Genomic DNA, 14650 nt, shown 5'->3' with positions numbered 1-14650 from the left:
GTAAGTATCTGTGTTTTCTGAAGGGTATATATAGGAGCCGATATCTAACGCGAACGTGAGTTCGGGCACGGTGCGCTTATAACTGTTGACCTCCGTTACGCTGGGAACGGACGGTGTCCTGGAACTGCTCCTAGTTCCACAGCCAGCTGTAGGAATCCATTGAATCAGGGCTAGTCCGATGGCCGACGAAATCACCCAACTCAAGAATGAACTTCAAAGGGCCGTAAAAACGGTCCAAGACATCAACGCTCAGCTTGAGTCGATGTGTCGGAACTGCGAGCAGTACCGGCAGGAGATACATCAACTCGAACACGCAAGGCAACCGTATCAGTTTCTGCGGGCGCGAGAAGTAGCCCGGCGATTTGATGCAAGTATACCGACGATCTATCGTTGGGTGAGCGAAGGGGTGCTCCCCGGACCGCATAAGCTGTCGAAGAATACTTCGCGGTGGCTGGAAAGTGAAATTGAGGCGGCGGCCATGAGGATTACTGAACCCGGCGAGAAGTCCAAGCCAGGGTGATTCAAGTCCAAGCCAGGGTGATTCGGGGAAACTGGGCCTTGAACAGAGAACTGTAGATGTAATTGGAACGCCATCGGGCAAGTTCAGCGCCCCGTTGCTCACGCTCGCGGCCTATACGGTAGTCTCGTTCAACGGCGCTGCCGCGGGGTAACCACTCTCTCTTAGGGAATGAAGGTTTTGAGTAGATACCCCGCGGCAGATGCTCAGCCTATATAACCTTATCGCGCCTTTCGAGATAGTTGAACAGCCGCGTCGTGTGACATTGATCGAACTCGAAAAACTTGACCCGTTTCGGTAACTCTTCAACTCCCAACGCGGTTTCCAAAACCTCCCTAACAGAGGCTGACAATTGACCAATTCGGTACTCTTTGGGACTAGGCCGGAAGCCGAATTCCTCGAGAACGCGTTTCAGGTATGAAGAAGGCTGTGCAACGACGTTGCTCGGGACTTTGGCTTTAAACACTCGATTAGCCTCGTCTCTGTTTCTCAATAAAAACTGCCCGAGTCCTCTACTCTTAAGAAGGGCATTGCAGATTATGGCCGACGGAATATCATAAATATCCGAGCATCCATCGATATGTCCGATAATCTCATCAAATAGGACCTTTCTTGCGGCTTCCGAGCGCCAATGAACGAGAGCGTCCGAACGCCCGGCCGCAGTATCTCTTCTCTGCAGAGTGGCCAAGTCGCAACATAGAGACTCCAATTTCGGTATGGCTTGCCGCATGGCACCGGATTCGTCGAATACGATTAGCGCCTCGGATATGGGTTCAATATAGAACTGTTCCATATCGTAACGTTCGAGCCTCCAGTTGTCGCTCGCGGACCGTGCAGTCCGTTGACGCAACTGCCAGGCTTCCGAATCGGCCGGCAACGACGCTTCTAGAATGCGCTCATTCCGGTCTTCGTCGGAATAGGTACGGCCTTCGGACAAAAGTGCTAGTCCGTTCGTGTGTTCCGTCTCAGTGCTGTCTACGTATTCCAGTGAATAGCCTTGTTCCTCAAGGAGTGTTATGAAGTGGAGAGTACCGCGACCATATTGGTCGTATTCGTGATGGCCAACTGTGGCAAGTAACTGCAGATACTGCTGACTGAGGGCGTTTTCTAGCGTCGGCTGGAGGTTCTGGTCGTAGGCGCAACGAATATGATCACCATCCTCCAAAATCTTTAGCAGCGCTTCATTGGTTTTCCATTCATTTTCGAAAAGATAGACACTACGGTCCGCCCGAACGCCTGAAAAGTCATTTATTCCGTGTTTACGATAAACCTTCCGTAAATGGGCATTCCGTATCCGGGCGAGCTGCTGGGCGTTATCGCTTGGGATCAGATACGAAAAATGGCCGTACACCGTATCGAATGACACGTCGTCAATCGAGTAACCAGTACCAAGCGTCGGCGAGTAGACCAAGTAATCGAAGTCGGCGAGTCGTTGGTCCAGGTTCGACCAGATTTCATCAATATCGGTTGGGCGTAACGAGACGTGGCGGTTAAACTCGGCGCTCGTTGTGACGCCATCAGCCGTTATAAGAAGACCGTGTTTTTCGGGAAAGGACTTCGCAACAGCATTGAATGTATTCTTCGCGGTTGATTTGTTGTCAACGGCGAGCGCGACGGTGTAGTGGTTCTTGACGCTTTCCTGAAAGTCGGCAAGCAGGGCATTCCCATCGTCTAACATCTCGACCGGTCGGCCCGCATAGGGCTGGAAGGTATTCGTAAGCTCCCTGACAGGCGTCGGCGGATCATACTGCGCAATGTAATCTTTGGTCAGACTGGACAGGTGAGCATCCAACGCTATAACTGAGGTAGCGCCGCGAATCAGATGACTCATGTACTCAAGGACTGGGAAACGCTGCGATCCGGAGTTGTTATTGTTCCCGAGTGTGTCACCGGTCAAATGACGGACGACCTGGTCGCTCTCGTCGATAATCACGTGATCGAACAGTACGCGGGCACGTCGTAGCTTGTGAACGGAGTTAACGCATATCGATAGGCCGCCGTACGGGTTGAGATTGTCGATATTGATCTGATCGAAATCACCGTAGAAAGCCAGTCCATGCTTATCCGCCACCTGGCGCGCGAGCTTGTGACGATGACAGATATAGACGACCGGGAGTCTTACCGGGAGGCGTTTTGGAGTGCCCGTTACCGAATGCGAGCCGGATATGGGCGTGTTTTGTGTTCCTTCTATGTATTCCCCCAAAGCGGTGGTTTTTCCAGTCGCCATTTGAGACCGAACAAACGTAGTGCCCGTATGGTGGAGAAGTGCAGGATCAAGGTACTGTTGTTCGACCGTGACTGTTTTGTCGATGTGCGCTGGATTGAGGAGTAGGGTTGGTCGTGCCCAGTAGATTATGTCCAACTTGCTGTCGTAAACGTATGGGACACCATAGGGATTCCGGGCCACAAAGGCCGATGGCCTGCTGTCATCCCTGAAAGGCGAGTGTATCGGCTGTCTGTAGGTAACTTCTCGGACCGTTATGATCTGATCGTCGGCGGTTCGGAGCGATTGGTCCATGTCGAGGTATGTAGGTTCTGAATTCTCGAAACAATCCTGTACGAGGTTCGACGGTACGTTCTGTGTAGTTCCGGAGGAGGTGAGGCATGCAAATCCTGATCCATCTTTCCAGCAAAACCCGCGGTCAACACGTGCTTCATTTTTAAGCTGGCGACAGAGCGGTTCGTAACGGTCCCTTTCGGCCTTGCTGAGCGCAGGGGGCGTAGGCAGAAGCGCGTGGGGGCGCGCCTGGGTTTCAAGATGAAGATCATCACTCCCTTCCGGGCGATACAAACCCGAGCCGAGTGCCGGGGGCGCCTCGATAAACCACTGGTTCGGGTTTTGGGTAACTGGGTCAATTAGCGACGCTATGTAGTAACGGTCGTCGGTCTCGGGTACGAACCCATATCCGGAGAGCACGAGGCGTTTGAACAGATTCTTGAGGTCGCTGGGTTTCCACGGCTTCTCCGTCATGAACCTGATATGGAAACCAAGTTTCGTGGAAACGAAGTCGTCGTTGTCCGTGTAGATATTCGCGCTGCTGCTGTAATTCCACAGGTAGGGTGTTTCCGCAAATGGCGGATGCACTTCCGAAAGAGCGGCCATTACTCCGCCTAGCGTGGAAATCCCGAGTGGATTATTGACGGGGAGGTCAACGTCCAGAACAAGGCCGCATGAGAGGTCGAAATCGGCATTTGTTCGGGATAGACGTTGTTCGACCTGATTGTTGTCGGGCACACAGGACTTGTGGCGGTGTTGAACGAATCCCGCAGACTCACGTAGATACAATATCTCGTTACGTAGCTCGCCCAGGCTGGAGTAGGTACAACAGGCTCCCCGCCAGTATTGTCCCTGAACCCCGTTAGCGAACGATTGGATGCCGGATTTTGATGAATCCCAGTCAATGTGCTTACGGGGAATAGGTCCGGATCGCATTATCGTAAAATAATGCGTGGGTACCGTGTTCGGATTCGGGTAGCTAGAAAAAAAGGGACGGAAGTCCGCATCGGAATCGTTTTTATTTTTATAGTTGAAAGTACTATTTTCGATATTTGTCGTCATTATTATTGTCTCCTTGTTGTTGTTATTAGCCGGACAATATGAATCCTCCGAGAACTAATTGGGGGGATTGTATGGGCGGGTCCGGTATATTGCAAGTATCGGTTTTTAAAGGAAAAATAGATTAAAAACTTACGTTTCCGCGAGCACTTACGCGTGCGAAAGAAGCCGGATGAAGGCATCGCCGTTTGAAATACGATCCAGGACGGCTCGGTATGCCCATGGGTGTGTTTCAACTCTGTCCCCGTCGGCGGGTCTGAGTACGGAGCGGCGGTTGGGCGCCGCGGACTTTCGTGTCCGTGAGCCATTCGTCCAGTTCACTGATCCGTATCCGGACGTTCCGTCCAATCTTGTGGACGGGAAGGGCACGACGTGAGGCCATATCCTGGACGGTCCGGACGGACAGACCGATGTACTGCGAGACAGTCTCGAGGGGGATAAGCTGGTCCGGTCCGTAAATCGTTTCGCCAATTCGTACTGATTTTGTGCTCATGATGATCGTCTCCTCTGGTTGTCATTCTCCGTATTTAGTCACGCCGCGCAGTGGGGCGTTGTTGAACGTAGTTGGGCGGAGAGGAGGGAGGACTGTCAGGAGCGACTGTTGCCGTGATCAGCTGAAGGCAGTCAGCGGGGAGGGGTCGCGATATAGAACCGGTGCGTCCGCGGGAAGAGCCGGGAGTGCCCAGCAGAAGAGCATCGGCCGGACGTGAAACGGGGCGTTACACGGTTCTTCAGAGCGCGTTCATGGCCGTTTGCTGGATAGGGCGTTGATGGAGATTGGTTGAGTCGTGGTCTGTCACGGACTTCGGTTTAAGGGACTGTTGACCGAGCGCTGGGCGTCTGGGGCTAATGCATGGTGGAACAGATCGCAGGTGGGCGAGGGCGCGCAGCGGTGTTTGATCGACCCTGTCGGTTGATATGGGCCTATGATCCGCGTGTTGGTTCGCGTGGCCAAGCGTTTGGTCTACGCGGTCGAGACACTGAGTCGCGCCTGTATGCGGCTTGTGAGGGCGGCAACCGGCAGAAGCGATTGCTGCCATCGCGGAGTATGGGTGGTAGTGCCTGCTCGGGTGGGCGGGTGAGTCTTTTGGAGTGGGCTGCGGGGTAGATTTTCGCTGGGGAATCCTCCAGGTTAGGTGCCTGAGCGAGACACCTTGAATGCATGAGGAAACTGTGGCGGCGCGCCATTGCCCCCTCAGTGCCCCCTCAGTCAGCTGGGCATTCGTAACTGTCTGTTATATAATAGATTTTCAGGAGGTATTTCGTCGCGCAAGGGACTTAAAATCCCTCGGCCGCAAGGCCGTGCCGGTTCAAGTCCGGCTCCGGGCACCATTCCACACGTCGCCGCGGAACGGCGACCGCTGAGGCGCGTGCCCGCCCATCCCTGGGCGAGTCCGTGTGCGCCACGCCGTTACACGCGCAGCAGCAGGTACTGGCGCTCCCATGAGCTGATGACGCGGAAGTACGCGCGGTACTCGGTGCGCTTTGCCGCCAGGTAGGCCTGCGTGAAGCGCTCGCCCATGAGTTCATGCAGCTTGCGACACTCGTCCAGGGCGTCGAGGGCCCGGCCAAGTTCCGATGGCAGATTCTGGCCGGCCTTGTAACCCACGCTCTGCAACGGCGGGCGGGGCTCGATCTGCTCCATCATGCCCAGGTATCCGCACACCAGATTGGTCGCCATGGCGAGATACGGGTTGGCGTCCGCGCCCGCGATCCGGCTCTCGATCCGGGTCGCCTCGGGACTGCTGTGCGGCGCGCGCAGGCCGACCGTGCGGTTGTCGTAGCCCCATTCGGTATTGATCGGGGCGGCCAGGTTGCCCGGAACGAGGCGCCGGTAGGAATTGACGTTCGGCGCCAGATAGGCGATGGCCGAGGGCAGGTAGCGCTGCAGGCCGCCCATATAATGCTGGAACAGACGACTTGGCCGGCCATCTTCGCCGGCGAAGATATTCTCGCCGCTCTCGCTGTCCGTCACGCTCTGATGGATATGCAGCGAACTGCCGGGCTCGTGCTGCATCGGCTTGGCCATGAACGTGGCGTATATATCGAACTCGAAGGCGACCTCGCGCAGGGTCCGCTTGAACATGAAGACCTGATCGGCCAGATCCAGCGGCGATCCGTGCTGGAAATTGATCTCCATCTGGCCGGAGCCTTCCTCCTGGATCAGCGTATCGATATCCAGATCGAGCGCTTCGCAGTAGTCGTACATCTTCTCGAACAGCGGATCGAACTCGTTGACCGCATCGATCGAGTAGGCCTGACTGGACGCACCCTGGCGGCCGGACCGGCCGATCGGTGCCTCCAGCGGGTAATCGGGATCGGTGTTTTTCTGGACGAGGTAGAACTCCACCTCCGGCGCCACGACCGGCTTCCAGCCGCGCTCCTCGAACAGTTCCAGCACGCGGTGCAGGACGTAGCGCGGGGCGAGGTCGACCGGTTCGCCGTTGAGGTAGTAGCAATCGTGGATGACTTGGGCCGTCGGTTCATCGACCCACGGTACCAGGCGCATGGTGCTCAGGTCCGGGACCAGTTCCATGTCCTGCTCGATCGGGTTCCAGATCCGCTCGTCGTCCTCCGGGTAATCACCCGCGGCGGTCTGGATAAAGATGGAATCGGGCAGGCGGGGCCGCCCCCCGTGCAGATATTTGCTGGCGGGCATGATCTTGCCCTTGGGCGTGCCGGTCATGTCCGGGACCAGGCACTCGACTTCAGTGATATCGCGTTCTTCGAACCACGCCTGCATCGCGGCGGTTTTGTCGTCTTCCTTCTTTTGCATAAATCACCGTTGATGGAAAGAAAACGGCCCGGGGGAATCCCCCGGGCCGTGCACTGCTTCAGCGCGACTGCACGTCGGTCCACAACTGCTGGAATGTCTGCAGTTGCTGGCCCTTGAGGCTGGGCGTGAAGTGCACACGCTCCATCTGCTCGTCCGTCGGCGTCGCCGGCGCTTTCAGGAGGATGTCATCGAGCATCGGCTTGGCGGCCTCGTTCGGGCTGCTGTACCAGGTCCAGTTGGACAACTGGGCGCCGATCTCGGCATCCAGAATGAAGTTGATGAACTTGTGCGCCATGTCTGGATTCGGCGCCTCGGACGGAATCATCATGCTGTCGACCCACAGCTCGGCCCCTTCCTTCGGGATCGTGAACTCGATGTCCTCATAGGCATCGGGGTCCTCGTCCGCATAGAAGAGGTAGTCGCCGTTATAGCTCATGCCCGCATCGATGTTGCCCTGGGCAATCTGCTGCAGCTGCGGCGTGCCGTCGGCGAACCCGTTGAAGTTCGAACGGCCCTTGGTGTTGATGATCAGTTTTGCGGCTTCCTTCCACTGCTCGGTATCCTGGCAGCGGTAGCCGTGGCCGAGGTAGGCACAGGCAATGCCCATCGACACCTGACCGTCACTGATCAGGGAGAACGGATTGTCCGGGTTCCTCTCCTCATCGAACATGACGTCCCAGCTGTCGACCTCACCCAGTTCCGCCTTGTTGTAGATCAGGCCGGTCGTGCCCCACTGGTAGGCGGCGGTGTACTCGTTCCCCGGATCGAAACTCGGGTCGAGGAAACGGTCGTTGAGATTCTCCAGGTTCGGGAGCTTCGAGTGATCCAGTTTCTGGACCAGCCCGGTTTCGACCAGACGCGGCACGAAGTAGTTCGACGGTACGATGATGTCGTACTGCGACTTGCCGCCGGCACGCAGCTTGGAGAACATCTCCGGCAGGGAGTTGTAGTAGTTCTCGACCACCTCGACGTCGTGTTTCTCCTCGAACGCCTTGATGATCTCCGGGTCCATGTACTGCGACCAGTTGAAGATGTAGAGCTTGTCCTCCTGTGCCTGTGCGCTGACGGCAAAGCCAAGCGCCAGACTGCCCAGGAGTGACATCACCACGGGTTTTATGATGGGTCTCATGGGTCGGACTCCATTGTCACTGTTGTGACGGTTTGCTCACGGGCTTCGCCCGCTGGATGGCATAACTGATCGCCGCGGCCGTGAAGACGGCGACGATCATCAGTGTCGAGATCGCGTTGATCTCGGGGGTAATGCCCTTCTTGATCGCACTCCAGATGAAGATCGGGAGCGTTGTGCTCTCGGGACCTGCGGTAAAGAAGCTGATCACGAAATCGTCGATCGACAGCGTGAACGACAGGAAAAACGCCGAGATCAGCGCCGCCTGGAGCGTGGGAATGATGAAATGCCATGCCCGCTGCCAGGGGGTCGCGTACAGGTCCTGGGTCGCCTCGAAAAGGAGCGGGTCGAGCTGCAGCAGCCGCGAGTACACCAGCAGGGCGACGAACGGGATCTGGAACGAGATATGCGCGATGATCATCGTCAGCAGTCCCGGTTTCAACAGGCCTGTCGCCTCGTGGATCTGCACGAAGAAAGTCATCTGCGAGATCCCGTAGACGATATCGGGCATGACCAGCGGCAGGTAGATGAACCAGATCAGCCACCCGAGATTCAGGTGGCGATAACGGTACATGCCATAGCCGAGGATCGCGCCGAGCACGGTCGCCAGGGTGGAAGAGACGATCGCCAGGGTCAGGCTGTTGTAAATCGCGTTGACGATCGTCTCGTTCGCGAAGAGTTTTACGTACCACTCGAGCGAGAACCCCTTGAAGGTCGAATAGGTCCGCGTCGAGTTGAACGAGAACAGCACGACGATCGCGAGCGGCGCATAGAGGAAGAACAGGACGATGTACCACCAGGCCCGCAGTCCTCTCTGGAAGTTTGCACGTCTCACAGTACCACCTCCTTGCCGCCCCCGAGGCGTTGGCCGAGTCGGCGCAGGACCATCAATCCGCCCAGGGTCGCCAGGATCATGATCAGGGCGGCCGCGGCGCCGAGTGGCCAGTTGGAGGCCTCGGCGAACTGCCGTGCGACCAGATTACCGATCATCATCGACTTGCCGCCACCCAGCAGCTCGGGGATCACGTACATGCCGAACGCGGGAATCGATACCAGTACGGTACCGGCCATCAGCCCCGGCAGGGTCTGGGGCAGGATCGCGTGGCGGAACACATTGACCGGCTTCGCGTACAGGTCATGCGCCGCCTGGACGATCTCTGCATCCAGCCGCTCAAACGAGGCATAGAGGGGCAGCACCATGAACGGCAGAAAGTTGTAGACAAGGCCGAGCACGACGGCGAAGTTGGACGGGAACAGGCCCATCTCCGACGGGATCAGGTCCGCGCTCGCCGCGAGGTTCGAGATCGGCGTATCCGGTGCCAGGATGTTCATCCAGCCGAACGCCCGGATGACCTGGTTGGTCCACGACGGCACCACGACGATCAGCAGCATCAGCGGGCGGCGCCCGGGCGGCTGGGTGCTGATGAAATACGCGAGCGGATAGGCGATCAGGATGACCAGGCCGGTCGCGATCAGTGTCTGCCAGAGCGATCGGGCCAGCGTGTAGAGGTTCCCCGGGCTCCACCCAAGGAAGCCAAAGCCGGCCAACTGCTCGAACGACTGCAGGGACAATGGCATCTGTGGCAGGCCGTATGGCCCGTTCGACATGAACGCCACCGACATCAGGTAGAAGCTGGGCAGCACCAGGAAAAAGACGATCCAGAGGATCCCCGGCGCGATGGTGCCGAGCAGGTGCGTCGTCCGGCCCCAGTATCCAAAGCCGCCGGTCATTTTCCGCCGCGCCATCAGGCTACTCATCGAGAAACACCAGGCCTTCGCAATCGACCGCCAGCGCCACGTATTCACCGGGCTCATGCGGCGTCTGGCCCCGATTACTGACGATGGCGGTGATCCGCGAATCGCCGCACTCGAGTTGGTACTCGGCGAACGCGCCGCGGTACAGGCGATCGAGGATGCGGGCGCGGAATCGGTTCTCACCGGCCTCCTCGGGCGGCAGCAGGTCGAGTGTCTCCGGGCGGATCAGGACATACGATCCGGTACAGTTGTCGCAACCCGTCAACGGACCGAGGGCAGTGTCCAGCGTGCCGTCGTCCGCGCGCTCCACGGGGTAAAGATTGGTATGACCCATGAAGCGGGCGACGAACAGGTTCGCGGGGCGTTCGTAGATATCCTCGGGCGGTCCAACCTGCTGGATGCGGCCATCGTTCATGACCGCGATCCGATCGCTCATCACCATCGCTTCCTGCTGATCGTGGGTGACGAACACGAACGTCATGCCCAGGCGTTGCTGGGTCTGCGACAGTTCCACCTGCAACTGCGAGCGCAGGCCGGCATCCAGCGCCGAGAGCGGCTCGTCGAGGAGCAGCAGGTCGGGCTCGTTGATGAGCGCGCGGGCGAGGGCGACACGCTGCTTCTGGCCCCCGGAGAGCTGGGCGACATCGCGCTCGATCAGGTCGCTGATCTTGATGAATTTCGCGGTCTCATCGACACGACGCTGGCATTCGTCGCGGTCGACCCCGCGCATACGCAGGCCGAAGCCGATGTTCTCGCGCACATTGAGATGGGGGAAGAGGGCGTAGGACTGGAACACAGTGTTGACGCTGCGACGGTGGGCCGGCGTGCGCAGGATATCCTCGCCACCGACTTCGACCGCGCCGCCGGTGGCATCCTCGAGCCCGGCCAGTATGCGTAGCAGGGTGGTTTTACCGCAGCCCGACGGTCCGAGCAGGGTGAAGAATTCGCCGGCATCGATCTCGAGGTCGATATGCTCCAGCGCGACCACGCCGCCGGGGAAGTGTTTCTGCACACCCCGGAGGGAAATCGCCGATGCCTCGCGCGGCTTGCCCCCGGTCGCGTTGCGTCGCACTTCCGCGTACGGGTCGGGTGGTTTGCCGGTCTGCCGCTGCGCCTCGGCCTCGGCGGCCTCGGCCTGCATGGTGTCGGAGTTCGTCATGACTCGGTATCCCCCGGGAAGTTGCGGTCAGATCAGGTCCCGCATTCGGTAGAAGTTGGTCGCGAGCACGAGCAGAGGCGTGCGCAGGTGGCGCCCGCCCGGAAAATCGCGGTGCGGCATGCGAGCGAACAGGTCGAATCGTTCCGCCTGGCCGCTGATGGCCTCGGACATCAGTTTGCCGGCCATTCCGCTCATGGCCATCCCCTGACCGGAGTAACCATGGGCGAAGTACACGTTGGTACCGACGCGGCCGAAATGAGGGGCGCGATTGAGCGTGATGCCGACCCAGCCACCCCAGATATATTCCACCCGGACACCCGCCAGGGCGGGGAAGATCCGGGTCATTTTGGCCTCCATGCGCTGGCGCAGATTCCGTGGTTCACGTCCGTTGTAACTGACCTGGCCGCCATACAGCAGGCGCCGGTCCCCTGAGAGGTGATAATAGTCGAGGACGAAATTGGCATCCGAAACCGCTTCGTCGGTGGGCAGCGACTCGCGTACGCGCGCCTCATCGAGCGGCTCGGTCGCGATCACGTAATTGCCGACCGGCATGATCTTCGAGCGCAGAGCCGGGTCCAGCTCATCGAGGTAGGCGTTGCAGGCGAGCACGACGAAGTCGGCCTCGACCTGGCCGTATTCCGTGTACACCTTCGCCGGCTCGCCAGGCTCGATGCGCGTGACGGCGCTGCCCTCGTGCAGCTCGGCGCCGTGCGACTGGGCGGCACGCGCGAGACCTAGCGTGTAGTTCATGGGATGCAGACGGCCGGCCCGGGGTTCGTGGATACCGCCGATATAGTAATCGCTGCGCACGCGCTCCCGGACGCCGTGGTCGTCGAGCAGCTCCATGTCGTGATAGTCGTACTCGGTCGCCATCTGATCGACCCACTCACGGTACATCTTCATGTGCCGCTGGCGGATCGCGGTATGGACGTAGCCCCAGCGCAGATCGCAGGGGATCTCGTATTCGCGGACGAGATCATCGACGAGCTGGAGGCCTTCGAGCGACATGTCCCAGACGGCGCGCGCCGCGTCACGGCCCAGCCCTTTGGCGATCGTGTCCATCCCGGTACCGAGGCCCGGCAGCACATGCCCACCGGCACGGCCCGACGCACCCCAGGCGATGCGCTCGGACTCGAGCAGTTTCACCCGGTAACCGCGGCGGGCGAGGTGCAGTGCGGTCGAGCAGCCCGTTATCCCGCCGCCGACGACACAGATGTCGGTGCGGTGCGCGCCCTCGAGCCGCGGCGTCGGCTCCAGCTCGACGCGGATCGAATGGCCATACCAGGAATCGACGTAATCGGTCATGGGCATGGGCTGCTCAGAACCGGATCCAGGTGGTCTTCGTCTGGGTGTATTTATCGATCGCGTGGAGTGATTTGTCGCGGCCGATACCGGACTGCTTGTAGCCGCCGAACGGCACCGTGATGTCGTCGTCGTCGTAACAGTTCACCCAGACGGTCCCGGCCCGCAGCCTGCGCGCGGCCGGATGCGCCTTGCTGATGTCGCGTGTCCAGATGGCCGCTGCGAGACCGAACGGGCTGTCATTCGCGACCGCGAGCGCTTCGTCGACCCCGCTCACGGGGATCGTCGCCAGTACCGGACCGAAGATCTCCTCACGCGCGATCGTCATCGAGCCGCTCACATTGTCGAATACCGTCGGCTCGACGAAGGAGCCGCCGCTATCGACGCGACTGCGCTGACCACCCACGCGCAGGCGCGCGCCCTCGGCCTGACCTTTCTCGATGTAGCCGAGCACGCGCTCCATCTGATCGGCATCGACCATCGCGCCCAGCCGGGTGGCCGGGTCCAGCGGGTCGCCCGGCGCGCGCTCACGCGCATGCGCCACGATCCGCTCGATCATCTCTTCGCAGATGGATTCCTCGACGATCAGGCGCGAGCCCGACATGCAGACCTCGCCCTGGTTGAAGAAGATCGCATTGGCCGCGGCGCTGGCCGCCTGATCCAGATCCGGTGCATCGGCGAGCACGATGTTGGGCGATTTGCCGCCGCACTCGAGCGCGATGTGCTTCATGTTCGACTGGCCGGCGTACTGCAGGAAGAGCTTGCCGACCTCGGCCGAGCCCGTGAAGGCGAGGGCGTCGACTTCCATGTGCAGGCCCAATGCCTTGCCGGCGGTCGGCCCGAATCCAGGCACGACATTGAGCACGCCCTCGGGCAGCCCCGCCTCGATCGCCAGTTCCGCCAGTCGCAGCGCGCTGAGCGGGCTCTGCTCCGCCGGCTTGAGCACGACCGAGTTGCCGGCCGCGAGGGCGGGGCCGAGTTTCCAGGCGGCCATCATCAGCGGGAAATTCCAGGGCACGACCGCGGCGACGACACCGATCGGCTCGCGCGTAATCGTGGCCAGCACGTTGTCCGCGGTCGGCGCGGTCTCGCCGTAGAGCTTGTCGATCGCCTCGGCGTACCAGCCGAACGTACGCGCCACCAGCGGGATATCGACGCCGCTGGAGTCGGCGATCGGCTTGCCCATGTCCAGTGTTTCGAGCAGGGCGAGTTCCGCACGGTGTTCTTCGATCAGCGCGGCGAGTCGCAACAGGACCGTCTTGCGCGCGCGGGGATCCATGCCTGCCCAGCGCTCGTCCTCGAACGAGGCCCGGGCGGACTGAATGGCCCGGTCCACGTCCTCGCTGTCGCATTCGGCCACGCGGGTGATGATTTCACCGGTGGCCGGGTTGACGCAGTCGAAGGCTCGGCCGCTGGCGGCATCGACATAGCGGCCGTCGATGAACGCGCGATTCCGGATGTCGAGCGAGTCGGCCAGTGTGGCCCAGGCTTGCCGTGTTTCGGGCAATTCCATCCTGCGATCCTCCGCATATCGGTGAACGCCGGCGCGTCTTCGCCGGGTGTTATTTTGTGATCACAATAGCGTCTCGCGCTTTCGGGCGCAATCCCCGCTCAACGGCCCGGCTCATCGCTGGCCTTGCGGGTCGCGGCGTCGAGATCCCGCCATTCCGACTCCGTCAGCGACCCCAAACCCTCGCGGACATCCGCCTCGATCGCGAATCGCAGCGCTGCGTGGTCCTGGCGTTCGAGTGCGTTCAGTGCGTCGGCGTGGCGGTCGACGATGTAGTCGACCCCGATATGACTCACGACCAGCCGCAGGAACGGACTGAACTGCAGCCAGACGCTCTCGATCAAGGGCATCAGCACCTCGGCCGAACCCAACTCGTAGATGCTGAAGTGGAACTCCCGGTGGCGGTGCAGGTAGCGGTTGATCTCGCCGTTCTCGACCGCCTCGTCGACCTCCGCGTCGAGGCGGCGAAGGCGCTCCAGGTGACCCGCGTCGATGTGCGGCATGGCACGCTCCGCCGCCAGCGTCTCCAGCGACACGCGCACGGCGCAGAGATCATCGAACTTGCGCCGCGTCATGGTCGGGACGCTCACGCGCCGGTTGCCGTGGACCTCCAGTGCGCGCTCCGACACGAGCCGCCGCAGGGCCTCGCGCACCGGCGTGGGGCTGACCTCGAGCATGGCCGCGATCCCGCGCAGCGTCACGCTGCGCCCGGGCACGAACTGGCCGGTGAGGATCCGCTCCTTGAGCTGCCGGTATACCCATTCCTGTACGGTGATGGCGCCATCATCGGCGCGCGGGTGGAGCGCTGTGGTGTTCACGGAATCGAGCATCGCCCGCGTCCTCCGGAAAACGGTAACCTGTACCGAGGTTAGCAAATTTGATCACAGTGTGTTGCCAGGCGCCAGATGGGCTGCTAGTTTGTGATCACATTACATACGGTCCGTGGCGC

11 protein-coding genes and 1 tRNA gene are annotated in these 14650 nt (G+C 60.2%); 2 read left to right on the top strand and 10 right to left on the bottom strand.

Features of this window, described 5'->3' with window-relative positions:
* Positions 1 to 178 precede the first annotated feature (178 nt).
* Positions 179 to 520 carry a helix-turn-helix transcriptional regulator gene (locus tag A0W70_RS07400; RefSeq protein ID WP_217495409.1) on the top strand — a complete coding sequence of 114 codons (342 nt, stop codon included), beginning with the start codon at positions 179 to 181 and terminating at the stop codon, positions 518 to 520.
* A gap of 208 nt (positions 521 to 728) precedes the next feature.
* Here A0W70_RS07400 and A0W70_RS07395 read toward each other — a convergent pair whose 3' ends face one another.
* Positions 729 to 4076 carry a plasmid replication protein, CyRepA1 family gene (locus A0W70_RS07395; protein ID WP_139150783.1) on the bottom strand — a complete coding sequence of 1116 codons (3348 nt, stop codon included), beginning with the start codon at positions 4074 to 4076 and terminating at the stop codon, positions 729 to 731.
* 229 nt (positions 4077 to 4305) lie between these two features.
* Complete coding sequence (locus A0W70_RS17320) at positions 4306 to 4566, bottom strand: helix-turn-helix domain-containing protein (RefSeq protein ID WP_075109842.1); 261 nt, start codon at positions 4564 to 4566, stop codon at positions 4306 to 4308.
* 690 nt (positions 4567 to 5256) lie between these two features.
* Between A0W70_RS17320 and A0W70_RS16975 the strand changes: the two genes are divergently transcribed.
* Positions 5257 to 5405, top strand: a tRNA-Leu gene (locus A0W70_RS16975).
* Positions 5406 to 5484: 79 nt separating this feature from the next.
* Here A0W70_RS16975 and A0W70_RS07390 read toward each other — a convergent pair.
* From A0W70_RS07390 to A0W70_RS07355, 8 genes are all read right to left on the bottom strand, one after another.
* Entirely contained in the window at positions 5485 to 6849 is a 1365-nt protein-coding gene (locus A0W70_RS07390; protein WP_070988582.1) for a glutamine synthetase family protein, read from the bottom strand.
* 58 nt (positions 6850 to 6907) lie between these two features.
* Positions 6908 to 7978 carry an ABC transporter substrate-binding protein gene (locus A0W70_RS07385; RefSeq protein ID WP_070988581.1) on the bottom strand — a complete coding sequence of 357 codons (1071 nt, stop codon included), beginning with the start codon at positions 7976 to 7978 and terminating at the stop codon, positions 6908 to 6910.
* A 16-nt stretch (positions 7979 to 7994) separates the two neighbouring features.
* Positions 7995 to 8810: an ABC transporter permease gene (locus tag A0W70_RS07380; RefSeq protein ID WP_070988580.1), complete on the bottom strand. Its 816-nt coding sequence runs from the start codon at positions 8808 to 8810 to the stop codon at positions 7995 to 7997.
* On the bottom strand, positions 8807 to 9733 hold the full coding sequence (locus tag A0W70_RS07375) for an ABC transporter permease (protein ID WP_245675829.1): 927 nt from the start codon (positions 9731 to 9733) through the stop codon (positions 8807 to 8809). The genes A0W70_RS07380 and A0W70_RS07375 overlap by 4 nt, the downstream gene beginning before the upstream one ends.
* Positions 9726 to 10889, bottom strand: coding sequence for an ABC transporter ATP-binding protein (locus A0W70_RS07370; RefSeq protein WP_245675828.1), 1164 nt, complete (start codon positions 10887 to 10889; stop codon positions 9726 to 9728). The genes A0W70_RS07375 and A0W70_RS07370 overlap by 8 nt, the downstream gene beginning before the upstream one ends.
* A gap of 27 nt (positions 10890 to 10916) precedes the next feature.
* Positions 10917 to 12194, bottom strand: a complete 1278-nt coding sequence (locus tag A0W70_RS07365) for an NAD(P)/FAD-dependent oxidoreductase (protein WP_217495408.1) — start codon at positions 12192 to 12194, stop codon at positions 10917 to 10919.
* A gap of 13 nt (positions 12195 to 12207) precedes the next feature.
* On the bottom strand, positions 12208 to 13704 hold the full coding sequence (locus tag A0W70_RS07360) for an aldehyde dehydrogenase (RefSeq protein WP_070988577.1): 1497 nt from the start codon (positions 13702 to 13704) through the stop codon (positions 12208 to 12210).
* A gap of 98 nt (positions 13705 to 13802) precedes the next feature.
* On the bottom strand, positions 13803 to 14531 hold the full coding sequence (locus A0W70_RS07355) for a GntR family transcriptional regulator (protein WP_070988576.1): 729 nt from the start codon (positions 14529 to 14531) through the stop codon (positions 13803 to 13805).
* Positions 14532 to 14650: the final 119 nt, after the last annotated feature.

The sequence above is a fragment of the Halofilum ochraceum genome (assembly GCF_001614315.2).
Classification (GTDB): Bacteria; Pseudomonadota; Gammaproteobacteria; order XJ16; family Halofilaceae; genus Halofilum; species Halofilum ochraceum.
The sequence above is the reverse complement of the archived record's forward strand: the minus strand, read 5'-3'. Positions and strand labels throughout refer to the sequence as shown.